General features: G+C 68.5%; 20 protein-coding genes and 4 tRNA genes. 20 read left to right on the forward strand and 4 right to left on the reverse strand.

All coding sequences use genetic code 11. The annotated features are described in order from the left end of the window. Nucleotides 1-201 precede the first annotated feature (201 nt). Together Q1K09_RS11700 and trxA are read left to right on the forward strand one after the other, a co-directional pair. A tRNA-Tyr gene (locus tag Q1K09_RS11700) sits at nt 202-286 on the forward strand. Between the two features lie 131 nt (nt 287-417). Continuing rightward, nucleotides 418-822, forward strand: coding sequence for a thioredoxin (trxA, locus tag Q1K09_RS11705; protein ID WP_366909410.1), 405 nt, complete (start codon nt 418-420; stop codon nt 820-822). A gap of 20 nt (nt 823-842) precedes the next feature. Here trxA and Q1K09_RS11710 read toward each other — a convergent pair whose 3' ends face one another. Continuing rightward, nucleotides 843-1,871, reverse strand: coding sequence for a 3-methyladenine DNA glycosylase (locus Q1K09_RS11710; protein WP_300345608.1), 1,029 nt, complete (start codon nt 1,869-1,871; stop codon nt 843-845). A 166-nt stretch (nt 1,872-2,037) separates the two neighbouring features. Between Q1K09_RS11710 and Q1K09_RS11715 the strand changes: the two genes are divergently transcribed. The 10 genes from Q1K09_RS11715 (at nt 2,038) to nrfD (ending at nt 14,839) form a co-directional block, all read left to right on the forward strand. Then, nucleotides 2,038-3,582 carry a pyridoxal-phosphate dependent enzyme gene (locus Q1K09_RS11715; protein ID WP_300345609.1) on the forward strand — a complete coding sequence of 515 codons (1,545 nt, stop codon included), beginning with the start codon at nt 2,038-2,040 and terminating at the stop codon, nt 3,580-3,582. A gap of 2 nt (nt 3,583-3,584) precedes the next feature. Then, on the forward strand, nt 3,585-4,745 hold the full coding sequence (locus tag Q1K09_RS11720; protein ID WP_300345610.1) for a cystathionine gamma-synthase: 1,161 nt from the start codon (nt 3,585-3,587) through the stop codon (nt 4,743-4,745). Between the two features lie 2 nt (nt 4,746-4,747). Continuing rightward, nucleotides 4,748-5,350 (forward strand): molybdenum cofactor guanylyltransferase, encoded by a 603-nt coding sequence (locus tag Q1K09_RS11725; RefSeq protein WP_300345611.1) that lies wholly within the window; start codon nt 4,748-4,750, stop codon nt 5,348-5,350. A 35-nt stretch (nt 5,351-5,385) separates the two neighbouring features. Next, complete coding sequence (locus Q1K09_RS11730; RefSeq protein WP_300345612.1) at nt 5,386-5,694, forward strand: DUF6457 domain-containing protein; 309 nt, start codon at nt 5,386-5,388, stop codon at nt 5,692-5,694. A 10-nt stretch (nt 5,695-5,704) separates the two neighbouring features. Next, entirely contained in the window at nt 5,705-6,910 is a 1,206-nt protein-coding gene (locus Q1K09_RS11735) for a molybdopterin-binding protein (RefSeq protein ID WP_300345613.1), read from the forward strand. Then, the gene (gene fdhD / locus Q1K09_RS11740) at nt 6,898-7,740 is read left to right on the forward strand and encodes a formate dehydrogenase accessory sulfurtransferase FdhD (RefSeq protein ID WP_300345614.1); all 843 of its coding nucleotides are present in this window, start codon (nt 6,898-6,900) and stop codon (nt 7,738-7,740) included. The genes Q1K09_RS11735 and fdhD overlap by 13 nt, the downstream gene beginning before the upstream one ends. A gap of 103 nt (nt 7,741-7,843) precedes the next feature. After that, nucleotides 7,844-9,385 (forward strand): OFA family MFS transporter, encoded by a 1,542-nt coding sequence (locus tag Q1K09_RS11745; protein ID WP_300345615.1) that lies wholly within the window; start codon nt 7,844-7,846, stop codon nt 9,383-9,385. A gap of 80 nt (nt 9,386-9,465) precedes the next feature. Next, on the forward strand, nt 9,466-12,771 hold the full coding sequence (gene fdh / locus Q1K09_RS11750; RefSeq protein ID WP_300345616.1) for a formate dehydrogenase: 3,306 nt from the start codon (nt 9,466-9,468) through the stop codon (nt 12,769-12,771). Then, a complete protein-coding gene (locus Q1K09_RS11755; RefSeq protein ID WP_300345617.1) occupies nt 12,768-13,775 on the forward strand; it encodes a 4Fe-4S dicluster domain-containing protein in 1,008 nt (335 codons plus the stop codon). The genes fdh and Q1K09_RS11755 overlap by 4 nt, the downstream gene beginning before the upstream one ends. Continuing rightward, the gene (gene nrfD, locus Q1K09_RS11760; protein ID WP_300345618.1) at nt 13,772-14,839 is read left to right on the forward strand and encodes an NrfD/PsrC family molybdoenzyme membrane anchor subunit; all 1,068 of its coding nucleotides are present in this window, start codon (nt 13,772-13,774) and stop codon (nt 14,837-14,839) included. Before Q1K09_RS11755 ends, nrfD begins: the two co-directional genes overlap by 4 nt. A 20-nt stretch (nt 14,840-14,859) precedes the next feature. Here the strand turns inward: nrfD and selD are convergent, their stop codons facing one another. Beyond that, a complete protein-coding gene (gene selD, locus Q1K09_RS11765) occupies nt 14,860-15,891 on the reverse strand; it encodes a selenide, water dikinase SelD (protein WP_300345619.1) in 1,032 nt (343 codons plus the stop codon). Nucleotides 15,892-15,981: 90 nt separating this feature from the next. Between selD and Q1K09_RS11770 the strand changes: the two genes are divergently transcribed. The 8 genes from Q1K09_RS11770 (at nt 15,982) to Q1K09_RS11805 (ending at nt 23,967) form a co-directional block, all read left to right on the forward strand. Further along, nucleotides 15,982-16,076: transfer RNA gene (locus tag Q1K09_RS11770), tRNA-Sec, on the forward strand. 25 nt (nt 16,077-16,101) lie between these two features. Continuing rightward, nucleotides 16,102-17,436: an L-seryl-tRNA(Sec) selenium transferase gene (gene selA / locus Q1K09_RS11775; RefSeq protein ID WP_300345620.1), complete on the forward strand. Its 1,335-nt coding sequence runs from the start codon at nt 16,102-16,104 to the stop codon at nt 17,434-17,436. Nucleotides 17,437-17,447: 11 nt separating this feature from the next. Continuing rightward, nucleotides 17,448-19,226, forward strand: a complete 1,779-nt coding sequence (gene selB / locus Q1K09_RS11780) for a selenocysteine-specific translation elongation factor (protein ID WP_366909407.1) — start codon at nt 17,448-17,450, stop codon at nt 19,224-19,226. Between the two features lie 126 nt (nt 19,227-19,352). After that, nucleotides 19,353-19,856: a DUF4282 domain-containing protein gene (locus Q1K09_RS11785; protein WP_300345622.1), complete on the forward strand. Its 504-nt coding sequence runs from the start codon at nt 19,353-19,355 to the stop codon at nt 19,854-19,856. A 21-nt stretch (nt 19,857-19,877) separates the two neighbouring features. Continuing rightward, nucleotides 19,878-21,452 (forward strand): hypothetical protein, encoded by a 1,575-nt coding sequence (locus Q1K09_RS11790; protein WP_300345623.1) that lies wholly within the window; start codon nt 19,878-19,880, stop codon nt 21,450-21,452. Nucleotides 21,453-21,807: 355 nt separating this feature from the next. Further along, nucleotides 21,808-23,679 (forward strand): DEAD/DEAH box helicase, encoded by a 1,872-nt coding sequence (locus tag Q1K09_RS11795; protein ID WP_300345624.1) that lies wholly within the window; start codon nt 21,808-21,810, stop codon nt 23,677-23,679. 59 nt (nt 23,680-23,738) lie between these two features. Further along, nucleotides 23,739-23,810 (forward strand) — tRNA-Thr (locus Q1K09_RS11800). Nucleotides 23,811-23,893: 83 nt separating this feature from the next. Then, nucleotides 23,894-23,967 (forward strand) — tRNA-Met (locus Q1K09_RS11805). Between the two features lie 79 nt (nt 23,968-24,046). Here the strand turns inward: Q1K09_RS11805 and Q1K09_RS11810 are convergent. Both Q1K09_RS11810 and Q1K09_RS11815 read right to left on the reverse strand, forming a co-directional pair. Continuing rightward, nucleotides 24,047-24,469, reverse strand: coding sequence for a type II toxin-antitoxin system VapC family toxin (locus Q1K09_RS11810; RefSeq protein ID WP_300345625.1), 423 nt, complete (start codon nt 24,467-24,469; stop codon nt 24,047-24,049). Further along, nucleotides 24,466-24,693 carry an Arc family DNA-binding protein gene (locus tag Q1K09_RS11815; RefSeq protein WP_300345626.1) on the reverse strand — a complete coding sequence of 76 codons (228 nt, stop codon included), beginning with the start codon at nt 24,691-24,693 and terminating at the stop codon, nt 24,466-24,468. Before Q1K09_RS11815 ends, Q1K09_RS11810 begins: the two co-directional genes overlap by 4 nt. Nucleotides 24,694-24,979 lie beyond the last annotated feature (286 nt).

Below are 24,979 nucleotides of genomic sequence, written 5' to 3' on the forward strand. Positions count from 1 at the left end.
GGCTGCAACGGCCCGCTGGTCATCGAAGACGGAGACCGGCCGCCGCAGATCTTCGCTGACCAGTACGACGACGCCGGCAACTGGCGCGGCCCCTGAGCCATTCCACACCGTCGTCGTCGACCACACTGCCCCACCGCTGATTCGAGAAATGTCGGCGTCTTCGGTAAAGTTGTCGGGTGCCCTGCGCAAGGGGGCAATCTCGGCGGGCTACCCGAGCGGCCAAAGGGGGCTGACTGTAAATCAGCTGGCACTGCCTACGGGGGTTCGAATCCCTCGCCCGCCACCATCTGAACACCGACGAGGACTCCGGCACTGCGCCGGGGTCCTTTCGTCTATCCGTCCCCGAGGCGGCCGCCAAAGCAGTTTCACCTACTGCGTAACGGGCCACATGCCTCCACATCAGAAGCTCACTGCCGTATCGTGGCGCGCATGGCTACTACAGAGCTGACCCAGGAAAACTTCCAGAAGACTCTCGACGAGTCGGACATCCTGCTCATCGACTTCTGGGCCGACTGGTGCGGACCGTGCAAGCAGTTCGCACCAGTCTACGAAGAGGTCTCCGAGCAGCACCCCGACGTCACCTTCGGCAAGGTGGACACCGAAGCCGAGCAGGAGCTGGCCGCTGCAGCCAATATCTCCTCCATCCCCACCGTGATGGCCTTCCGCGAGAACGTGCTGGTCTTCGCCCAGCCCGGCGCACTCAACGCCGATCAGCTCAACCAGGTCATCGGCGCAGTGAAGGACCTGGACATGGACGAGGTCCACAAGCAGGTCGCCGAGCAGCAGCAGGCTGACCAGGACGGCGCGACCCCCGAGCAGTAAGCCCCGGGACTCCCCGGCGACTACCGCCCTCGGTGGTCCGCCGGGGCCAGCCGCGGCCCGAAGCGCTGCTGACGGAAGCCCGAGAGCACCAGCAGCCGGATCACGCGCTGCCGGTGCGGCCTGAACGGCTCCAGAAGCTGGAGCATCCCCTCATCATCGGTGCGTCTGCCGGTCAGCGCCTCGCCCACAAAATGGGCCAAATGATAATCCCCCACAGCAGGCAGGTCCGCCGCGCCGTGTGAGCGCTGCAGAGCCTCCGCAGCCGTCCACTGACCGATCCCCGGCAGACCGGTGAGCTGCTCGGCCAGAAGCCCCACGCTGAACGTCTCCGCCGGGGTGCTCACATCCAGCCGGTGGATCGCCGCAGCGCGGTCCGCCACGCGCTGGATAGTCTTCGACAGCGCCGGCTGAACCCACAACTGGTGCCACTCCCAACTCGGAATCCGCTTCAGCGCAGCCGGAGTCAGCGGCAGACGCATCCACTCCGGTGCCGGCAGACGGGCCGACGACGGCGGCCGCTCACCGTGCCGCCGCAGCAGCTGCCTCCAGCAGTGCCGAGCCTGGTCATGCGTGACCTTCTGCTCCAATGTGACGGTCACCAGCTGATCGAAAAGCCCTCCCGCAGCCGGAAGCCGCACCCCCGGGTGCCGGCGCCGCACCTGCGCCAGCGTGGTGGAGACCCGGTCTCCCAAAGCATCCAGCAGCAGCTCCAGCTCCAGCCAGTCATCCTCGACTCCGAGCATCCCAGCCGCCGACTCCAGCCCTGCCGCGGCGGCCTCCGCGCTGCTGCCCGCGGCACGGACCCGCACGGTGGCGGCATCCAGCTGGTCAATGCGCAGCGTGACCTGACCGAGCTCCGAGCCGGCGCGGTCATAGATCCGCCGACAGAGCCATGCGCCGGCGCCCGGGGTTCCCGCGGGGCCCCCGGACGCCGCGACCGGATCCACGCGGACCGCCGGATCCCCGCTGCCGCGCTGCAGGATCCCCAGGGTTCGTGGAAGATCCAGGGGCCCGGCGAGCTCAAGGACCGCTTCGTCAGTATGGGTCACGGCAGGCCACTGTACTCCCCGCCCCGGACACTCACCGACGACCGCCGTCGTATTGCGGATCGAGTCCTCTGCCCTGGGGAACGTCGCTGCGCGCCGGTAGCCTGGTGACAGACAGACAGCTGGGCCCCGGCCCCACGCGCATCAAGGCAGCGGGAAGCGAGAGAACGTGAAGTATGCCGAGTCCGTCGTCGAGCTGATCGGCGGCACCCCACTGGTGAGGCTCAACCGTGTCACCGAGGGGATCGCAGCCACAGTGCTGGTCAAGCTCGAGTACCTGAACCCCGGCGGGTCCATCAAAGACCGCATCGCCCTGAAGATGATCGAGGAGGCCGAGGCCGCCGGCAAGCTGCGGCCCGGCTCCGTGGTGGTGGAGCCCACCTCCGGCAACACCGGCGTGGGGCTGGCTCTGGTGGCCCAGCAGAAGGGGTACCGGGCGGTGTTCGTCACCGTCCCCAAGGTCGGCGTGGAGAAGCGGGACGTGCTGCGGGCCTACGGCGCAGATGTGGTGGTCGGGCCCGCAGGGGTGAGCGCGGAGAGCCCGCTGAGCTACTACGGCATCTCCGATCAGCTGGCCGCAGAGATCGACGGCGGATACAAGCCCGATCAGTTCAACAACCCCGCCGCCCCGGCCAGCCATTACGAGACCACGGGTCCGGAGATCTGGGCCGACACCGAGGGCCGGATCACCCACTTGGTGGTGGGCGCGGGAACCGGCGGCACTGTCACCGGCACCGGCCGCTACCTCAAAGAGGTCTCCGCCGACCGCGCGGAGGGCCCGGTGCGCGTTGTGGTCGCCGATCCGGACGGCTCCATCTACTCCGGAGGGGACGGCCGGCCCTACTTCGTCGAAGGGGTCGGCGAGGACATCTGGGTGGACAACTACGACCCCTCGGTCCCGGATGAGACCCACGCCGTCAGCGACGCCGAATCCTTCGCCATGGCGCGCCGGCTGGCCACCGAGGAGGGGCTGCTGGTGGGCGGATCCTCCGGTACGGCGGTGGCCGCTGCGCTGAAAGTCGCCCGGGATTTGGGTCCCGACGACGTCGTCGTCGCTGTCCTGCCCGACTCCGGCCGCGGCTACCTCGGCAAGATCTTCAACGACCGGTGGATGATCGACCACGGGTTCGGGGACGTGGTGGAGGCCTCCACCGGCACTGAGATCACGGTGGCCTCCAGCGAGGAGATCAGTGCGGCGGTGCGCGAGGGGACCATTGCCGCCCGGGGCCGGAAAGAAGGGTCCAGCAGTGCGGGCGAATCAGACGGGGCGACGACGGCGGGAGAGATCCTGGCTGCCAAGGAGGACCTCTTCTCCCGGGTGCTTCCCCCGGTGATCTCCATCACCCGGGACACCTCGCTGCGGGACGCCATCAGCGTGATGAACCGCTACGGCGTTGACATTGTGCCGGTGATCGACCGGCCCGGGGTCACCCCGCGCATCGGTGAGGTCCACGGGATCGTCGACCTCGCCCAGCTCTCCGAGGACGTAATCGTTGGGCAGGCCTCGCCCGAGGAGCCGGTCGCTGAGCACCTCACCGGCGAGCTGCCGCTGCTGGGCTTCACCGAGACTGTGCCGGAGATCCTGGCCAAGCTGCGCACCACCCCCACCCTGCTGGTGACCCGCAGCGGCGAGATCATCGGCGTGCTGACCCGCAATGACCTGCTTGCCCACCTTGCGCGCGACGGGCAGAGCACCTCAGGAGAGGAGAACTGACTATGAGCGATCCGCAGCGTCCAGGCTTCGCCACCGCAGCCATCCACGCCGGCCAGGAGGTGGATGAGGTCTTCGGCGCGGTGGTTCCGCCGGTGCACCTCTCCACCACCTACGCTCCCGACGGGATCGGGAATCTGCGCAACGGCTACGACTACGGCCGGGCCGGCAATCCCACCCGAACGGCCCTGCAGACCCAGCTCGCCGCCCTGGAGGGAGGCCGCCACGCCTTCAGCTTCGGCTCCGGCCTGGCCGCCGAGGACGCCGTGATCCGCGGCCTGATGCGTCCCGGCCAGCGCCTGGTGATGGGAAATGATGCCTACGGCGGAACCTTCCGGCTGTTTGACAAGGTGCACTCCGCCTGGGGGGTGACCAATGTGCCCCTGGATCTGAGCGACCACCAGCGGGTGGCCCAGGAGCTGGATCACGACGACGCCACGCTGCTGTGGGTGGAGACACCGTCGAACCCGCTGATGAGCGTCACCGATATTGCCGCGCTGGCGGAGATCGCCCATGCCAGGGACGCTCTGCTGGTGGTGGACAACACCTTCGCCACCCCGTATCTGCAGACTCCGCTGACACTGGGCGCTGACGTGGTGGTGCACTCCACCACCAAATACATCGGCGGCCATTCGGATGTGATCGGCGGTGCTGTGGTGCTCTCCGACGACGACCTGGCAGAGAAGGTGGCCTTCCAGCAGTTCGCCGTCGGGGCGGTCTCCGGGCCCTTGGATGCCTACCTGACCACCCGCGGCCTGAAGACCCTGGGGGTGCGGATGGACCGGCACTGCAGCAATGCGCAGGCAATCGCGGAGCACTTCGACGGTCACCCGGCCGTCGAGCGGGTGCTCTACCCCGGCCTGCCGTCCCACCCGGGACATGAGCTGGCGGCGAAGCAGATGCGCGGCTTCGGGGGCATGGTCTCCCTGCAGCTGGCCGGCGGCGAACCCGCGGCGCGGAAGGTCGCCGAGGCGACGAAGTGGTTCATCCTGGCCGAATCGCTGGGCGGAGTCGAATCCCTGATGAATTATCCGCACGAGATGACCCACGCCTCAGTGCGCGGCACAGAGCTGGCAGTCCCAGAGAACCTGCTGCGGCTCAGTGTGGGGATCGAGGACGTGGAGGACCTCATCGCCGACCTGGACCAGGCGCTGGCCGGACTCTGAGCATGCAGGCGATCCTGCTGGCCGGCGGACGCGGTCAGCGGCTGGGCGGAGTCAACAAGGCGCTGCTGCGCCGCGCAGCGGAGTCCGGCGCGGAGAGCCCCACGCTGCTGAGCCTGTGGTGCGCCGCTCTCGACGCGCGGGGGATAGGCGGCGTTGTGGTCGGCGCCGAGGAGCTCGCCCCGCAAGTGCCCCGGGCGCGCTTTGCCCTGACGCAGGAGGACCCTCCGTTCTCCGGCCCCGCCGCCGCCGTGTGCGCGGGAGTCCGCGCGCTGGAGGGGTCTGCGCAGCAGGTGCTGCTGGGCGCGGTGGATGTGGTGGACCCAGGGCCGCTGCTGGACTGGCTTCTCTCACTGGACCTGCGGCAGCCGGAGTGGCACGGCGTGCTGCCCCATGATCAGCAAGGCAGGCCCCAGTGGCTGGCGAGTGTGATCAGCCGCGAGTGGCTGCAGCACCGGGCGGCCCAGATCGCCTGCGGAGCCGAGCGCGGCCAATCGATGCGCTGGCTGCTCGGCCCGGCCTCGCTGAGACCGGTGACCATGCCGCCGGGTCTGGGGGAAGACATCGATGAGCCCGCCCAGGCCCGCCGCCTGGGCATCCAGCTGTGAGAAGGTGAATACGTCCCTGTCACCAGGAGGAGACCATGTCTGAGAACCCGGCGGAGAAGTCCCAGGACGCGCTGACCCGAGAAGCAATCGAGCAGTGGGTGACTGAATTGACCCACCACTTGGAGGTCGAGAATCTCGAGGTGGACATCGACGCCGTGCTGGCGATCGCCGGACAGGCCGCACACACCGTTGTGAGGCCCAGCGCACCGGTGACGACCTTCCTCATCGGATACGTCACAGGTCTCGCGGAGGCCTCCGGCCAGGCGGACTACGAGCGTGCCTTCCGCGCCGCCACCTCGGTGACCGAACAGCTGCTGACCCGGCGCGCCGAGGTCGCCGGTTGAGCGCTCAGCTATGAGAACTCTGCCGGAAGCCCGCCGGATCCTTGCCGAGCTGCCGCCGCTGCCCGCCGCAGTCTGCCGGCTGGACCAGGCGGTTTCGGCGGTGCTGGCTGAGCCTGTGCGGGCCCAGCTGCCGCTGCCCCACGCTGACACCTCAGCGATGGACGGCTGGGCCGTGAGCGCAGGCCAGCAGCGCTGGCATGTGCGCGGGCCTGGGGCGGAGCATCCCGGAACCCAGCTGCCCCCTCTGCGCCCCGGGGAAGCCATAGGTGTGGTCACCGGGTCACCGGTGCCCGAGGGAACGGTCAGCGTGCTGAGATCCGAACACGGTGTGCTCGCCGATGACCGGCTGACACCAGTGCCGGGCACCCCGGACCTGCAGCCTGGCCGGAATATCCGCCCGGCCGGGATTGAGGCCTCCCGGGGCGACGAGCTGCTCAGCGCAGGTCAGGTGCTCACTCCGGTGCGGGCCGCCGTCGCCGCAGTGGCCGGGTACGACGCCGTCAGCGTCCACCCCACTCCGCGCACCGAGATCATCACCACCGGCTCCGAGGTGATCAGCGAGGGCCTGCCCGCTGGCGGGCAGGTGCGTGACACTTTCACCGTGTCCCTGCCGGCCATGGTCGCCGGGCTGGGGGGTCGGGCGGCGCGGGTCGACCGGCTCGAGGACGACGTCGCCGCGCTGGTGCAGCGCCTCACCGACTCCGATGCCGAGCTCATCATCACCACCGGAGGTACAGCGCATTCCCGGGCAGACACGCTGCGGCCGGCGCTGGCTGAGGCCGGAGCGGAGGTGCTCGTGGACTCAGTGGACATCCGGCCGGGGCACCCCGCCCTGGCAGCTCGGCTGCCCTCCGCGGCGATGGTGCTGGGGCTGCCCGGAAATCCGCTGGCCGGCTTCGCCGCACTGACCTTACTTGGGGCCCCACTGCTGGGGGCGCTGCGCGGGGCCCCCGATCCGCTGGGCGTAGGCGTCTTCGAAGCTGCGGCGGCAGAAGCGCTGGAGCCGGCTCGCCGCGGGCACCGGCTGGTGCCCGTGCTGCGCCGAGACGGGGCGCTGCATTCGACCGGATACTCCCGCCCGCATATGATGCGGGGGCTGGCCAGGGCTGAAGCGTTCGCCGTGGTTCCGCCTGCAGGAATCCGAGCGGGAGAGACGGCGGAATGCCATGCGGTGCCCGGCCACCAGGTTCCTGGGAGGTCTGTATGGGACGACTGACTCAGCGCCGGCGAGTCCTGCGAGTGACCCGCTCCGACGACGGTGCCGCCAGCAGGCAGCGCGGCGATGTCCTCGCGGCCGAAGAGCCCCTGGAGCTGCGCATGCGGGGTGAATCTTTCACGGTGACGATGCGCACCCCTGGGCACGACTTCGAACTCTCCGCCGGATTCTTGGTCTCCGAAGGGATCCTTGTCCGCCCCGAGCAGCTGCTGGCCCTGCGCTACTGCGCCGGCACCGATGAGGCCGGCAACCAGACCTACAACGTGGTCGAGGCCGATCTGGATCCTGCGGCCGCCGCACTGGCAGTGCGGGCCCGGCGCCAGGTGATGACCACCTCTGCATGCGGAATCTGCGGGACCACCTCGATCGACGCGGTGGAGAAGTCCCTGCCGCATCCGAGCGGTGCGCCCCAGCTTCAGATGGATGTGCGGACTCTGCTGGAGATGCCTGATCGTCTCCGGGCCGGCCAGCAGCTGTTCGACAAGACCGGCGGAGTCCACGCCGCGGGGCTCTTCAGTGCAGAGGGCGAGCTGCTCTGTGTGCGGGAGGATGTGGGACGGCACAATGCGGTGGACAAAGTGGTCGGGCGGTCCTTCTTGGACGGCGACTTGCCGTTGGCCGGCACCGCCCTGCAGGTCTCCGGCCGCGCCTCCTTCGAGCTGGTGCAGAAGGCCGCCATGGCCGGAATCGAGCTGCTCAGCGCCGTCGGCGCGCCCTCCTCACTGGCCGCGGACCTGGCCGATACCGCCGGCATCACACTTGCGGGATTCTCCCGCGGCAAATCCGTCAACGTCTACACGCACCCTGGACGGATTATGGGTCTCACCTGAATAGTCCCAGGTCAGCGGCCTATGTGGCATTGTCACGCGGCGAAATCACTGATAGCACTTGAATGCCGTGATGTTGATCACTTGACTCATCTGAGGAGCCCGCATGACAGCCACCGCCACGTCCACGCGCTCACCGGCGCTGCAGCGCATCACCGCAGGTCCGGGGTTCAACCGCTGGCTCATTCCGCCCGCCGCGCTGGCCATCCACTTCTGCATCGGCCAGGCCTACGCCACCAGCGTGTACAAGAATGCGCTGGTGTCCCACTTTGAGACCAGTCAGACGGCGATCGGCATCATCTTCTCCATCGCCATCGTCATGCTGGGTCTCTCCGCTGCGCTGTTCGGAACATGGGTGGACCGTCACGGCCCCCGGCGAGCCATGCTGGCCGCCACCGCCTGCTGGGTCACCGGCTTCGCCGTCGGCGGGCTGGGCATCTTCACCGGGCAGCTGTGGCTGGTGTACCTGGGATACGGATTCATCGGCGGCATCGGACTGGGCATCGGCTACATCTCCCCGGTCTCCACTCTGATCAAGTGGTTCCCGGACCGTCCCGGTCTGGCCACCGGGATGGCGATTATGGGCTTCGGCGGCGGCGCGATGATCGCCAGCCCGCTCTCCTCCTTCCTGCTGCGCCTCTACGACGGCGGCATGCCGGAGGAGGGTGTGCACACTGGAAATGCTGTGGGCGGCCTGTTTCTCACACTCGGGGCGATCTATCTGGTGGTCATGCTCTTCGGAGCGTGGATTGTGCGAGTGCCGCATCCGGACTGGAAGCCGGAGGGCTACGACCCCAGCACCGAGAAGGAGAAGTCGCTGGTCACCACGGGGAACGTGAGGGCCAACACCGCGATCACCACGCCGCAGTTCTGGCTGCTGTGGATCCTGCTGTTCTGCAATGTCACCGCCGGCATCGGGATTCTGGAGCACGCCTCTCCGATGATCCAGGACTTCTTCCGCGGCGATGGGGGCAGCTCGGCGGTCGCCGCCGGAGCTGCGGCAGGCTTCGTCGGCTTCCTGAGCGTGACGAATATGGCCGGCAGGTTCGTCTGGTCCTCACTCTCCGACGTGATCGGACGCAAGAATATCTACCTGGTCTACCTGGGCGGGGGAGTGCTGCTCTACTTCTCGCTCGCCGTCTGGGGAAGCCTGTCGATGGCGCTGTTCATCATCCTCACCGGCATCATCCTCAGCTTCTACGGCGGGGGGTTCGCCACGATCCCGGCCTATCTGCGGGACCTCTTCGGCACGCTCGAGGTCGGCGCGATCCATGGCCGGCTGCTGACAGCATGGTCTGCCGCAGGCATTGCAGGACCGCTGATCATCAACGGCTTCCTCGATGCTCGCGGCGAGCCCGGATCGCTCACTGCGGCCGACTACCGGCCGGCTCTGCTCACCATGGTGGCTCTGCTGGTGGTCGGGCTGATCGCCAATATCCTGGTCCGTGCAGTCGATGAGAAGCACCATACGGACACTTCCGAGCAGCCCGACCAGGAGGAGGCCGAGGAGGCTGCCGCGCAGGAGACCGTGGAGCCGGCTGGGCAGCCGCATGTCCCGGTATGGCTTGCCTGGGTCGTGGTCGGCATCCCGCTGATCTTCGGGGTGCTGCAGACTCTGAACAACGCGATCCGGCTCTTCACCGAGTAGCGCGCCATGATCCGCCGGTACGCCGCTCACCAGGGAATTTGCCCCTCCTCGGGGCACTGTGCGCGTGTTAGCATCGCGGTATGACCAGGATCACGCCCTTGGAATGGCCGGTCATTCGGCAGCTGCGTTCGCGTGACTCCACCGGGCGGGCCGCCGCGGTGACGTCCAAGAAGACGCGTGAGACCTCCCCGCGCACCGGGGATGCGGACACTGTGGTTCAGAGCGTCTGCCCGTTCTGCGCCGTCGGCTGCGGCCAGAAGGTCTACGCCAAGGACAACCGCGTGATCCACATCGAGGGGGATCCGGATTCGCCCATCTCCCGCGGACGCCTGTGCCCCAAAGGTGCCGCCAGCGAGCAGCTGGTGAACTCTGCCGGACGCCAGACCAAGGTGCTCTACCGTGCGCCGCGTGCCCGGGACTGGGAGGAGATGGACCTAGACCGGGCGCTGGACATGATCGCCGACCGTTTCATCGAGTCCCGACGCCGGCACTGGGAGGACACCGATGAGCACGGCAACCCGGTGCACCGCACCATGGGTTTTGCGTCTCTGGGCGGCGCCACTATCGACAATGAAGAGAACTACCTGATCAAGAAGCTGTTCTCCGCGGCCGGCGCGGTGCAGATCGAGAATCAGGCCCGCATTTGACACTCCTCCACGGTTCCCGGTCTGGGAGCCTCATTCGGACGGGGTGGCGCCACACAGCCCCAGCAGGATCTGGCCAACGCCGACTGCATCGTCATCCAGGGATCCAATATGGCCGAATGCCATCCCGTGGGATTCCAATGGGTCACTGAGGCGAAGGCCCGCGGCGCCAGGATCATCCACGTGGATCCGCGATTCACCCGCACCAGCGCGGTGGCCGACCGGCATATCGCCCTGCGCGCCGGCAGCGACATTGTGCTGCTGGGTGCGCTGATCAACTATGTGCTCAGCAACGACCTCTGGTTCGAGGAGTACGTGCGGGCCTACACCAACGCGGCCACACTGGTCTCCGAGGACTACCGGGATGCTGAGGACCTGAACGGCCTGTTCTCCGGCTACAACCCCGAGGACGGCACCTATGACATGACCTCCTGGGCCTACCAGGCCGCCGGCGGCGATGAGAAGGTCGGGGAGCCCGGAGAGGACGCAGAAGGCGATGTGGCCGAGCCGGAAGGGCTGGGCCAGGGCGGACCGGCGCTCAGCCACGCCGAGGTGGCCCGCGACGAGACCCTGCAGGATCCGCGGTGCGTCTTCCAGGTGCTGAAGCGCCACTATGCGCGGTACACACCGGAGATGGTGGAGAAGACCTGCGGCATCTCCGCTGAGGACTTCGCCTACCTGGCCGAGTCGGTGACGCAGAACTCCGGCCGCGAGCGCACCACCGCGTTCGCCTACGCGGTGGGCTGGACGCAGCACGCCCAGGGGGCGCAGTTCATCCGGACCGCGGCGATCCTCCAACTGCTGCTGGGCAATATGGGCCGGCCCGGCGGCGGCATCATCGCGCTGCGCGGGCACGCCACCATCCAGGGCTCCACTGACATTCCCACGCTGTTCAACCTGCTGCCCGGGTATCTCCCCATGCCGGAGGCGGGCCAGCACAATACGCTCAGCGACTACATCGGCACCATCTACTCCGAGGGGCAGAAGGGCTTCTGGGCCAACGCGGACGCCTACACCATCAGTCTGCTGAAGGCGTGGTGGGGCGACGCCGCCACTGAGGACAACGACTTCGCCTTCAGCTATCTGCCCAGGCTGACCGGGCCGCATGGGACGTACCAGACGGTGGAGCGGATGCTGCGCGATGAGATCGACGGGTACTTCCTGCTGGGGCAGAACCCCGCGGTGGGCTCTGCCAACGGCAAGATGCAGCGGATGGGCATGTCGCATCTGAAGTGGCTGGTGGTCCGGGACTTCAGCCTGATCGAATCCGCCACCTGGTGGAAGGACGGCCCGGAGATCGAGACCGGCGAGCTGCGCACCGAGGACATCGAGACCGAAGTGTTCTTCCTTCCCGCGGCCAACCACACCGAGAAGGCCGGATCGTTCACCCAGACCCAGCGGCTGGTCCAGTGGCGCCACCAGGCCGTCACCCCGCCCGACGACGCCCAGAGCGAGCTGCAGTTCATCTACGAGCTGGGCAAGCGTGTGCGAGAGCGCCTGGCCGGCTCCCAGGATTGGCGGGACCGCCCGCTGCTGGATCTGACCTGGGACTATCCGACCGACGAGCATGGAGAGCCTGACGCCGAAGCTGTCCTGGCCGAGATCAACGGCTACTACGTCTCCGGTGAGAAGCAGGGCCAGCCGCTGTCCAGCTTCACCGAGATGCGCCCGGACGGCTCCACGGCAGGCGGGTGCTGGATCTACACCGGCATCTACGCCGACGGCGTCAACCAGGCGGCCCGCCGCAAGCCTGGCCACCAGCAGGACGCGACGGCGGCCGAATGGGCCTGGGCCTGGCCGGCGAACCGCAGGCTGCTCTACAACCGGGCCTCGGCGGACCCGCAGGGCAAGCCGTGGAGCGAACGCAAGAAGTACGTGTGGTGGGATGCCGAGCAGAAGCGCTGGACCGGCAAGGATGTTCCGGACTTCCCCGTGGACCTGGCCCCCGACTCGCGGCCCGATCCTGAGGCGAGCGGCGTTGAGGCGCTGGCCGGTGACGATCCCTTCATCATGCAGTCCGACGGCAAAGGCTGGCTCTTCGCACCTCAGGGAGTGGTCGACGGCCCTCTGCCCACCCACTATGAGCCGCCGGAATCGCCGCTGAGCAACCCGCTCTATGGTCAGCAGAGCAACCCTTCGCGGGTGCTGTTCCCCCGCGAGGACAATCTGCTGGCGGCGTCGTCGTCGGCGCCCGGCGCCGAGGTCTATCCCTATGTGTTCACCACCTACCGGCTGACCGAGCACCACACCGCCGGGGGTATGAGCCGGTTCCTCCCCTATCTCTCCGAGCTGCAGCCGGAGATGTTCTGCGAAGTCTCCCCGGAGTTCGCCGAGGAGGTGGGTCTTGAGCCCTACGGCTGGGCCACCATCATCTCCCCGCGCTCGGCGATCGAGGCGCGGGTGTTCATCACTGAGCGGATGACCTCGCTGACCATCGGCGGCCGCCGGGTCCACCAGGTGGGGCTGCCCTACCACTGGGGCACGGGCAAAGAGGCTCTTGTGGAGGGCGACGCCGCCAATGACCTGCTGGGACTCTCCCTGGATCCCAATGTCCAGATCCAGGGCTCCAAGGCCGCGCAGTGCGCAGTGAGACCGGGCCGCCGGCCGCGCGGACGCCAGCTGCTGGAGCTCGTCGAAGACCTGCGCCGTCAGGCCGGCCTCACCGTCGAGACAGGGAATCAGCGGCTCACCGTGCCGTGGACCACCACCCCGCAGGACCACCCCAGCGAGGAGGAATCATGACATCGCTGACCGAAGACACGCGGCGAAGCGCCGAGGCCTACGGAGAGAGTGCCGCCTCCCGCAAATCATTCTTCACCGACACCTCCATCTGCATCGGCTGCAAGGCCTGCGAGGTTGCGTGCAAGGAGTGGAACCGCAACCCCCAGGACGGATCACTGGAGGTGCTGGGGTCCTCCTACGACAACACCGGCGGCCTGGGCGCCAACACCTGGCGGCATGTGGCCTTCGTGGAGCAGAACTCGCAGCGGATCGAAGAGGCCCGCGAATCCGGCCGGAAGCTGGTGAACCTGGGAATGCCCGGCGTCGGCCCGCCGCAGTCCTCCGGCCCGGCCGCCGACGGGGCGAAGAGCAGCACAGCCCCGCCCGACACCGCCGAGTTCCGGTGGCTGATGTCCTCCGACGTCTGCAAGCACTGCACCCATGCCGGCTGCCTGGACGTGTGCCCCACCGGGGCGCTGTTCCGCACAGAGTATGGAACGGTGAAGGTGCAGGAGGACATCTGCAACGGATGCGGCACCTGTGTGGCAGGCTGCCCCTTCGGCGTGATCGAGCGCCGCGATGAAGGCATCATCCGGGCCAAGGTCGATCGGGCGCAGTCCAAATACGCCCAGGAGATCCCCAATGAGGGCACCGCCAATAAGTGCACCTTCTGCTACGACCGGCTGGTGGACGGCCAGACGCCGGCCTGCGCGCAGACCTGCCCCACCACCTCGATCAAGTTCGGCGACCACGAGGATATGGTCGACCAGGCCCGCAGGCGGGTGGCCGAACTCCGCGAGCAGGGGATGACCGAGGCGCGGCTCTACGGCGCCAACCCCAACGACGGCGTCGGCGGCACCGGATCGGTCTTCCTGCTTCTGGACGAGCCGGAGGTCTACGGCCTGCCCCCCGACCCCCGGGTCGCCACCAAGGACCTGCCGCGGATGTATAAGCGCACGGCGCTGGCGGCGGTGGGAATGATCGCCGCCGTGGGGGCCTCCTTCGCTCTGGGAGGCCGCCGGTGACCACGTCGCAGCATGACAGTCACCGGCCCCCGCAGCCGACCCGCCGCAGCCGGAGAGACCGTAAGGCCCCCGACGGCGCACGTGAAGTGCCGATGGTGGAGAAGCCGGAATTCACCTCCTACTACGGGCGGCCGGTGGTCAAAGCCCCACCGTGGGGGGATGAGATCGCCGCCTATCTGTTCCTGGGGGGTGTGGCCGGCGGGTCCTCGCTCCTTTCGGCAGGTGCTCAGCTCACCGGCAAGCCCACCCTGCAGCGCAACGCCCGGCTGACCGCCTTCGGGGCCGCCGCGCTCGGCACAGCGGCCCTGGTGCATGACCTGGGACGGCCGGAGCGGTTCCTCTATATGCTGCGCACCTTCAAGGTGACCTCCCCGATGAGCGTGGGCAGCTGGGTGCTGAGCAGCTACAGCGCCGGCGCAGGGGTCACCGCCGCCGCGGAGGTGGACCGGCTCACCGGCCAGCGGCTGCCGCTGGGTCCGCTGCGCAGGCTGCTGAATGCCCTGGAGGCCCCCGCTGAGGCGCAGACCGCCCTGCTGGCGGCCCCGCTGTCCAGCTACACCGGCGCACTGCTGTCCGCCACCGCTGTGCCCACCTGGAACGCGGCGCGGGATCAGCTGCCTTTCGTCTTCGTCTCCTCGGCGGCGATGGCCGCCTCCGGCGCAGCCCTGGTGACCACCCCGGTGAATCAGACCCAGCCCGCCCGTGTGCTCTCAGCCGCGGCCGCCGTCGGAGAGCTGGTCTCCATGAAGGTGATGAAGAAGAAGATGCATCCGGCCGAGGCCGAGCCGCTGGAGACCGGCGTCCCCGGCACCATGCTGAAGTGGGCAGAGCGGCTCACAGCGGCCGGCGCGGCCGGCGCGGTCCTGCTGGGAGGCCGCAGGACGACGGCGGCTGCCAGCGGTCTGCTCATGCTCGGCGCCTCTGCCCTGACCCGGTTGGGCGTGCTGCGGGCCGGAATCGCCTCAGCCCAGGATCCGCGGCACACCGTGGAGCCGCAGAAGGCCCGCCTGGAAGAACGCAGGGCCCGGGGTGTGGTGGACGATTCCATCACCACCGCCGGCTGAGCAGCGGCTCCGGGACCGGATCAGCGCACCTGGACGACTGCCCCGGCGTCGGCGGCCACTGTGTGCCCGATCACCGGATAGCCGGGGATCTCCCCGACCACCAGCAGTCCGCCGGAGGTCTGGGCGTCGGCCAGCACCAGCAGGTCCTCCTCGCTGATGCCCGGACCGGCACCCAGATGCGGGCGCACCCAGTCCAGGTTCCTGCGGGTGCCACCGGAGATGTAGCCATCGCGCAGCGCCTCGGCCGCCCCCTCGATGAGCGGAACCGCTGAAGCGTCGATCTGCGCGGCGACGCCGGAGGCCCGGCACATCTTGTACAGGTGACCCAGCAGCCCGAACCCGGTGATATCGGTGGCAGCCCGCACTCCGGCGTCCACGGCTGCCTGGGAGGCCTCCCGGTTGAGCGCGACCATGGTCTCCACCGCCTCTTCAAAGACCTCGCCGGTGGCCTTATGGCGGTTGTTCAGCAGCCCCAGCCCGATCGGCTTGGTCAGGGTCAGCGGCAGCCCGGGTTCGGCGGCATCGTTGCGCAGCAGCCTGCTGCTCTCCGCGATGCCGGTGACCGCCAGCCCGTACTTGGGCTCCGGATCATCCACCGAATGCCCGCCGATCAGCGGGCAGCCGGCCTGCTGCGCCACAGCCTGCCCGCCTCGCAGCACCTCAGAGAGCAGCTCCATCGGAAGCACGTCCCGCGGCCAGCCCACCAGGTTGATCGCCACCGTCGGCGTCCCGCCCATCGCATAGATGTCGGAGAATGCGTTGGCGGCGGCGATGCGGCCCCAGGTGTAGGCGTCGTCCACCACGGGGGTGAAGAAGTCTGCGGTGGAGAGCACCGCCAGGCGGTCATCCAGCCGGACGGCAGCGGCGTCGTCGCCGTCGTCGAGCCCTACCAGCACCTGCTCATAGTTCTGGCCCGGAAGCGCGGCGATCACGCTCTCCAGCTCACCGGGTGGGATCTTGCAGGCGCATCCGCCTCCGTGCGCGTAGCTGGTCAGTCTCGGTGCCTCATTGCGGGGGGCCGCGCTGGATGGCGACGGCGTCTCTGCTGTCATGCTGCCGAGTATAGGAGCGCAGCCGGCAGCCTGTCTGCAGCGTCTCTGAACCCTCGGTGACCTGCGGCTGCGACGTGGTACTTTGACCGAGGAGGTGTCTGGGTCCTGGTGGGCCCCGCGGTCTTCAAAACCGTTGAGACCGAGCATCTCGGTCTGGCGGGTTCGATTCCCGTCCACCTCCGCCAAGCTCTTCACCCGAGGAGGCGCTCTGTGGTTGCCGAAGACCCCCGTCGCCGCATTCAGGGGACGGACACGCTGCTGGCCCGGCCGCGTATCCGGCAGGCTGCGGCCGGGGTGAGTCCGCATGTGCTGACCGATTTCATCCGGCAGGCGCAGGCGCGGGCCCGCCGCGGTGAGATTCCTCCGGAGCAGGTCGAATCCGAGGTGGTCTCCCAGCTGGGGCGTTACGGCCCCTCCTCGCTGCGCCCAGTCATCAACGCCACCGGAGTGATCGTCCACACCAATCTGGGCCGGGCGCCGCTCTCCGCGGCAGCCAAGCAGGCCATAGTTGAGGCGGCCGGGTACGTCGATGTGGAGATGGACCTGGAGACGGGGCGGCGCTCGGCGCGCGGGGCCGGTGCCCGCCGAGCCCTGCTGGCGGCCTGTCCGGCAGCCGAGGACGCACTGGTGGTCAACAACGGAGCCGCGGCGCTGGCGCTGGCCGCCGCTGCCCTGGTGGGCAGAGGTGAGGTGGTGATCAGCCGCGGCGAGATGGTCGAGATCGGGGCAGGCTTCCGGCTGCCGGAGCTCATCGAGTCCACCGGCGCACGGATCAGGGAGATCGGCACCACCAACCGCACCCACCTGGATGACTACCTCACCGCGCTCACACCTGGCGACGACGCCACGGGCACTGCGGCCGCGGTGCTGAAGGTCCATCCCAGCAACTACCTCATCCGCGGGTTCACCTCCTCGGTGCCGGTGGCGGAGCTGGCGACTGTGTGCCGGGAGCATCGAGTGCCGCTGATCGTCGATGTGGGCAGCGGACTGCTCGCGCCTGAGCCCGCGCTGCCGGATGAGCCGGACCTCGCCGCGGCGCTGACCGACGGCGCGGACCTGGTCATCGCCAGCGGGGACAAGCTGCTCGGCGGCCCGCAGGCGGGCCTGCTGCTGGGACGGGCTGAGATCATCTCTGCGCTGGCGAAGCACCCCCTGGCGCGCGCCGTCCGCACCGACAAGCTGACCCTCGCGGCCCTGGAGGCCACGCTCACCGGCGGCGAGACGCCGGTGGCGCAGGCGCTGCACGCCGATGCGGAGCTGCTGCGTGCTCGCACTGAGCGCCTGGCTCAGGCCCTGGGAGCCGACGTCGTGCCCCATGACGGCCGGGTCGGCGGCGGTGGAGGAGCCGAGGTGCCGCTTCCCGGATGGGCGGTCAGCCTCCCCGAGGGGGTCGCCGCGCCGCTGCGCGCAGCCGATCCCCCGATCCTCACCCGCACCTCCGGATCCGGCTGCCTGCTGGATCTGCGGTGCGTGCCTGAGGAGCTGGACCAGACCGTGCTCAGCACAGTCCAGGATGCGCTGCGCCGCCTGAGTGCCGAGGGCTGACCATGTACGTGATGGCTACCGCCGGTCACGTGGACCACGGCAAGTCCACGCTGGTGAGGGCGCTGACCGGCACAGAACCGGACCGGTGGGAGGAGGAGCGCCGGCGGGGGCTCACCATCGACCTCGGGTTCGCCTCGATGACGCTGCCCTCGTCGCGGGTCCTCTCCTTTGTGGACGTCCCCGGGCATGAGAGGTTTTTGGGCAATATGCTCTCTGGCCTCGGCCCGGCGCCCATCGTGTGCTTTGTGGTTGCCGCAGACCAGGGGTGGCAGGCCCAGTCCAGCGACCACCGCGACGCCGTCGCTGCTCTGGGCATCGACGCCGGACTCGTTGTGATCACCCGCGCCGATCTGGCTCCGGACCGGGTGCCGGAGGTGGAGGCGCAGGCCCGAGCGGAGCTGGCCGGCACCGGACTGGCCGCTGCGCCCGCGGTGGCCGTCTCCGCAGTGCAGGGCACCGGGATGGACGTTCTCCGGCGCACTCTGGACTCGGTGCTCGACGCCGCACCGCCGCCCGATGCTGATGCGCCGGTGCGGATGTGGGTGGACCGGGCCTTCAGCGTCCGCGGCGCCGGAACGGTGGTCACCGGGACCCTGGCCGCCGGGCGGCTGCACCGGAATCAGCGTCTGCACCTGCTGGGGGAGAGCGTTGACGCCTCGGTGCAGGTCCGCGGCCTGCAGGCGCACGGCACAGATGCGGAGACCCTGCAGCCTGCTAATCGCGCCGCGGTCAATCTTCGCGGCATCCAGACCGAGCAGCTCTCCCGCGGCGACGTCCTGCTCACCCCGGGGACCTGGCACCTCACCGACGTGGTCGATGTGCGCCGCAGCACCGGCGAGGGATTCGAGGACGCGCCCCAGGCGGTGACCGTTCACCTGGGGACCGCCGCGGTACCGGCGCGATGCCGCCCCTTCGACGACGGCCACGCGCGGCTGACTCTGGACCGCCCGGTGCCGGTGCGGATAGGTGACCGGCTGCTGGTGAAGGCGCCCAGCAGCCGCACGGTGCGCACCGGTGTGACCGTGCTGGACGTGGATCCGCCGGAGCTGACCCGACGCGGAGAGGGCAGGGTCCGGGCCCAGACGCTGGCCGGGATGTCCGCCGCCGGCGACCTGAATGGCGAGGTGCTGCGCCGCGGCGCGGTCCGGGCTGAGGCGCTGCAGCGGATGGGGATCGAACTGCCCCAGGAGCTGCCCCCGCAGGTGCGCGGCCTGGGGGAGTGGCTGGTCGCCGCAGACCAGGTGCGCCGCTGGGCCGATCGCCTGCGTTCGGCGGTGCGGCAGCACCTGGAGGCGGACCCGCTGTCAGCGGGCCTGGCCGAGGGAGCCGCCGCCGATCACCTGGATCTGCCCGATGCCGCGCTGCTGACTCCGCTCATCAGGGAGGCAGGACTGCTCCGGGAGTCCGGACGTGTCACCGAGGCGGAGGCTCGGCGAGGTCTGGGAACGGCAGAGGCCGCCGTCGCCGAGTTGGAGCGCCAGCTGGGCCAGGCGCCCTTCCTCGCCCCGGAGGCGGACCAGCTCACGGCGCTGAATGTGGGGGAGAAGGAGCTGGCCGCTGCTGAGCGCCAGGGGCGGCTGCTGCGCTTAGGCGACGGCATCGTCCTGCTGCCCAGCGCTCCGGCCCGAGCTATGAAGGTGCTCTCCCAGCTGGATCAGCCGTTCACCGTGAGCCAGGCCCGGCAGGCCCTGGGCACCACTCGGCGCACGGCAGTCCCGCTGCTGGAGCATCTGGACGCACGGGGCTGGACCCGGCGCATTGATTCCTCCCGCCGCCACGTGGTGCGGTGAGCAGCTCAGGGGCCAGCTCAGTCGTGGGTTCGCTGGAGGATGGCGCGGATCACTGTGTAGTCTGGCACTGAGGCGACACCGCTGTGTCGCAGGCAGCCGTATACGAATCAGATCGATGGAGGGACCATGACACAGCCGCCGACCCCGCCCTACGGAGACCAGCCGGAGCAGCCGGGCCACCAGCCCGGCCACGAGCAGCCGGGACACCCGCAGCCCGGCCACCAGCAGTCCTACCCCCAGCATCAGCCTCAGGGAAGCCCCGCGGGGGGATACCAGCCGCACGAGGAGCGGAAGAATCCCGACGCCGCCGGGTTCTTCAAAGCCCTGTTCGACTTCAGCTTCAAGAGCTTCGTGACGATCAAGTTCGCCGCGGTCATCTACGTCATTGCGCTGCTGCTCATCGCGCTGCTGACCCTGATGGGCATCATCGCTGCGTTCATCATGATGACCGAAGAGGCCGTGGCCGGCATTCTGATGCTGCTGATGGTGCTGGTGGCAGCGCCTTTCTACCTCATCCTGATCCGCCTGACTCTGGAGCTCTACGTCGCCATGATCCGCACAGCGCAGAACACCGCTGCGACCACTGCGGAGCTGGAGAACCTGCGCTGGGACTTGTCCCAGCGCAGCTGAGCTTCGCCTAAGGAGTCCCGCATGAGCGACGGCCCCGGTCGCCACGACCGCCAGGGCAGCACACCCCCGCCGGGGTACCGTCCACCCCGACCGCCTGCAGAAGCCGGACCCGCGCAGCCTGCTCCTCAGCCGGAGCCGACCTCGCCCGCCTCGCCCCAGGCTGCCGCGCCGGGAGCCGACCCGCTGGCAGGTGCGGCGCCCGGGCCTGAGGAGTATGCCCGTCAGCAGCAGGCGGCAGCCGCGGATTCGCAGAAGCCCGGCCGGCAGAAATCGCCGGTGCCGAGCTTCCTCAAAGCGGTGCGCCCCCACCATGTGCTGGGGCTGGTGCTCAGCCACCTGACGTTCTACCTGACTCTGCTGCTGCTCAGCGTGGTGACCGTCATCGGTCTGATCGCCGGGGTCGCCCTGGAGGCGGAGGCGGCAGGAGCCCCTGGGGAGTTCACCCAGGTCGCCGATGAGCTGGAGCTCGGCGGGGCGCTCGCGGCGCTCACTCTTCCCTTCCAGCTGGTCGGGGTCTGGCTGTTCGGCCAGCTGCGCTTCACAGTGGATGTGCCGGCTGACTATCAGCAGTTCCTCGGCAGCTCGACGATGGAGTTCCTCCGCGTCTTCGCCCCTAATCTGCTGGTGGTGCTGCTGGCGACCGTGCTGGCCGTATGGGCCGGCCGCATGTGGGCTCGCCGCTTTCCGGGGGCTGGCCTGTCCGATCTGCCGTGGTCGGCCCGGCTGCTGCTGGGAACGGCGGTCTCGCTGCTCTCGGCGCTGCTGACGCTGCTGGTGACCTTTGCCCTGGCATTCCGCACCTCTTTCACCGAAGGCGGGGAGACGGTGCGGATGGTCGCCGGCGCCGCCGGGGCTGCGCTGTTCTTCGGGGCCTTGGCGCTCTTCCTGCTCATCACCGTGCTGCTGTGCGCCTCGCCGGCGCTGCTGAGCCGCGCTCGCGGTGCTGCGGACTCTGTGCTTCCTTCGGCCTCCCGCATGCCCCGGGTGCTGACAGTCCACGCAGTGGTGATCGGTGTTCCGGTGCTGGCCTATGCCACGATCATGATGGCCCTGGAGGTCGGCGCCGTCGGGCCGCTGAGCTTCCTGTTCTGGGCTTCCACTGTGGCGGTCTCCGGATTCGTCCTGCTCAACGCAGGCGCCCTGACCGCGGCCATGGGCACCACCGGGTTCGGGGGAGGGCTGGCGGAGTCGGAGACCCTCTACCTGTGGACCACGGGGCTGCGCTGGTGGGAGGTCACCCTGGCGGTGATCCTCGGGCTTGTCGCGCTGGGACTGGCCTCGCTGACCTGGGCGGTGGTGCGCCGGCCGGCCGCCACCGGGGTGCAGAAGGTGCTCTCCTGGCTCACCCTGCCGGTGCTCTACGGCGTCACCGGGGCGGTGCTGACCGTGTTCGGTCAGCTGCGCATTGACTTCGACGCCGGCGGATTCACCGGGGGCGGGGGAACCTTCGGGCCCGCCTGGTGGACCTTCCTGATTCTGCTGCTGGTCGGAGTCGTCATCGAGCTGCTGGCCCGGTTCGCGTTCGGCCCGGCGGCGAAGCGGCTTCCCCGTCCGCTGCGGAGGCTGCTCGGAGGCCGTGCAGCAGCGGCGGTCTGAGCCGCCGTCGTACGCCGATGCGAGGTTTTGGGCTGCTATGCCGTAGACTGGTGCAGCATTCTCCGGATAATCCCGTTTATCTGTACTGACTCCCAGCACAGTTGATCCGTTCAGCTGGTAGGTCTGGTCGAAGGTCGCGTCTGCACGTGTGTCACGGGTCGACTCCGGAGCCAAACTGTGGCCCGTGTCCGCCGTGACTGATCCCATTCAGCGATACCACGTGATGCACCCTGCCGTGCCCATGCACCGCCGAGGCTGAAGCCCGCCGGTTCGAGCACGAGTGGATGTGATGCTTCATGCGCTGAGCTCGGAGAGCTCCCGGCGGGTCCGGCCCGTAACGTGACAAGGAGTCACCATGACCCTCCCCGCCGGGACCCAGACGGAGAACCCCACTGCCGCCGAGGAATCCGGCCCGAGCTTCAACGAGCTCGGCCTGGATCCCCGGGTGCTGGCCACCATCGAGCGGCTCGGCTATGAGACCCCCTCACCGATCCAGGCCCAGACCATCCCGCTGCTGGCCTCCGGGCGCGACGTCGTGGGCCTGGCCCAGACCGGCACCGGCAAGACCGCGGCCTTCGCGCTTCCCGCGCTGACCCGCATGGCCCAGGCCTATGACGAGGGCGAGCTGGGTTCGACTCCGAACACTCTGGTGCTGGCTCCCACCCGCGAGCTGGCCATCCAGGTGGCGGAGGCGTTCTCCACCTACGCGGCCGAGGTCCCCGGCGTCTCAGTGCTGCCGATCTACGGCGGCGCTCCCTATGGGCCCCAGCTGGCCGGACTGCGCCGCGGCGCCAATGTGGTGGTCGGCACCCCGGGCCGGGTGATCGACCACATGTCCAAGGGGTCGCTGGACCTTTCAGAGATCAAGCACCTGATCCTGGATGAGGCCGATGAGATGCTGCGCATGGGATTCGCCGAAGAGGTGGACAAGATCCTGGCCCAGACCCCGGCGGAGAAGCAGGTGGCCCTGTTCTCAGCCACTATGCCGCGGGCTATCCGGCGGATCAGTGAGGACTACCTGACGGATCCGGTGGAAGTCTCGGTGAAGACGAAGACCACCACCGGGGCCAATATTCGGCAGCGTTTCGTGTTCATCAAGCACCATGCGAAGCCGGAGGCGCTGGTGCGCATTATGGAGACGGAACCCCATGACGCGGCGATCGTGTTCGTCCGCACCCGCTCGGCCACCGAGGATGTGGCCGCCAAGCTGAGCGCGCGCGGATTCCGGGCCGCCGCAATCAACGGAGATATCCCGCAGAACCTGCGTGAGAAGACCGTGGAGCAGCTCAAGGATGGCCGCATCGACGTGCTGGTCGCCACCGATGTGGCCGCCCGTGGGCTGGACGTGGAGCGGATCAGCCACGTGTTCAACTACGACATCCCGCTGGACACCGAGTCGTATGTGCACCGCATCGGGCGCACCGGCCGTGCCGGACGTTCCGGTGAGGCGGTGCTGTTCGTCACCCCACGGGAGAAGCGGATGCTGCGCAATATCGAGAAGGCCACCCGCCAGCAGGTGGAGCAGATGAGTCTGCCCACCGTTGCCGATGTCAACGCATCCCGGCTGGAGAAGTTCTCCGAGCGCATCACTGAGACGCTCTCCGGAGAGGACCTGGAGGAGTACCGCGGTCTGGTCTCCCGCTATGTGCAGGAGCACAATACCCCCGCGGAGGATGTGGCAGCCGCACTGGTGGCCATGGTCCACGACGGCCGGCCGCTGCTGATGGATGAGGCAGGCGATGACGAGCTGGCCCGCCAGGCCGCGCAGAGCTTCGACCGCACCGACCGTGACGGACGGGAGGACCGCGGAGGCCGCGGCGAGCGGGGGCCGCGCGGGAAGTCCGGCCCGCCCACCGCCGATGCGGGCAACGCGATCTACAAGATCGCCGTGGGCAAGAAGGACGGAGTGAACCCCGGCCATATTGTCGGTGCGATCACGGGTGAGGCGAACCTTCGCGGAAACCAGGTCGGCAGCATCAATATCTACCCGACGTTCTCCTTGGTGGAGCTTCCCGAGTCGCTGTCTCCGCAGCAGTTGGACGCCCTCAGCAGCGCCCGGGTGGGAGGCCGTCCCCTGCGCATCGAGCGTGACTCCGGTCCGCACGGCACAAGAAGGTTCGACGACGGCGGCCGCCGCGGGGCTCGGAAAGGCCCCCGCAAGGGCGGATTCGGCGGCGAGGGCGGCCCCGGAAAGCGGGACCGCAAGGCCCACTGGAAGGACCGCTGAGGGGCCAGCCCCGGCGATTTGAGTGTCCTGAATCCGCGGTGCTAGGATATTCAGTCGTTGCCCCAATAGCTCAGAGGTAGAGCGCAGTCTTGGTAAGACTGAGGTCCCGGGATCGATTCCCGGTTGGGGCTCGGAATGAGAGCCCGCGCAGCGCAGCATCTCGCCGCAGAGAGTATCTCGGCTGATCCGGCGCGGCGCGGGCACACTCATTCGTGGCGGTGTAGCTCAGCTGGTTAGAGCGCACGACTCATAATCGTGAGGTCGCGGGATCGAGCCCCGCCACCGCTACAGAACTAAATCACCAAGCCCCGGATCGCATATGGCAGCGGCTCGGGGTTTTTGGTTTTCCGTCGTTGTGTCTCAGGGGCTATGAACCTTCGTAATGCCATGGGTTGCAGCAGTCGACCCCGAGGGGCCCGAAGTGTTTGGTGTTTCGGGTGGCAATGGTCATTCCGGCAGATTGAGCGACGGCCGCGATAAGAGCGTCGTCGAACGGTGCGTGCTCGGGAACCCGGAAAGCGGCGAGAATGCGAGCGGCTGGTAGATCAAAAGGCAGGATGCGGTCGGCGAAAGCTGGCAAGACGCGTTCCTCAAACCAGCGGCGCAGTATCTTGCCCTGGGCCTTGTCAGTTCGTTCTTTGGCAACCACGCCGCGTTCGATCTCTGCGATCGTGGTGGCCGTGACGAACTGGTCAGCCACGGGGACAGAAGTCGCCCAAGCCTCGACTGCTGGATTCCGTCCTCGCACGCGTAGTGCTGAGACCACGTTGGTGTCGAGGATGTATCTCATAGCTCAGCAGTGCGGCCTGTGAGTCCGAGTCGCTGGGGTTCGAATTCGATGTCCGCGCCCTCGTCTGTGCTCAGCAGGTCCACTATCGTGACAGGTTCGCGCGTGAGTGCCTCGGCGATGATCTCCCGCGTCTCCGCCTCGACCGATCGGCTGTGGGCTTCAGCTCGGGCACGCAAGGCCGCCTTGGTGCCCGCAGGTAAGTTGCGCACCAGAATCTGTTCCATGGCAATCACCTCCGATATCAACCATACGATATCGCGCGGTGCTGTGATCGGTCCAATTGCAGTGATCCGCTCATCGTGAGATCGCGGGATCGAGCCCCGCCGTGGCCGCAACTAGGTGAAGAGATTCGGGTCCTCTTGGATGCGAGATAATGTGCTTCTTCCGAGGCGGGCCATGGTTGGGTTCGACCTCTCGTAATACCAGACCAGTCCCATGGCCTGCTGGAACGCCCACGCGGCACCGCGGTGCCACTCAACATCACTGCTCCGGAGTTCAGTTCTGACAACC

The organism is Nesterenkonia sp. (assembly GCF_029265375.1).
Classification (GTDB): Bacteria; Actinomycetota; Actinomycetes; order Actinomycetales; family Micrococcaceae; genus Nesterenkonia.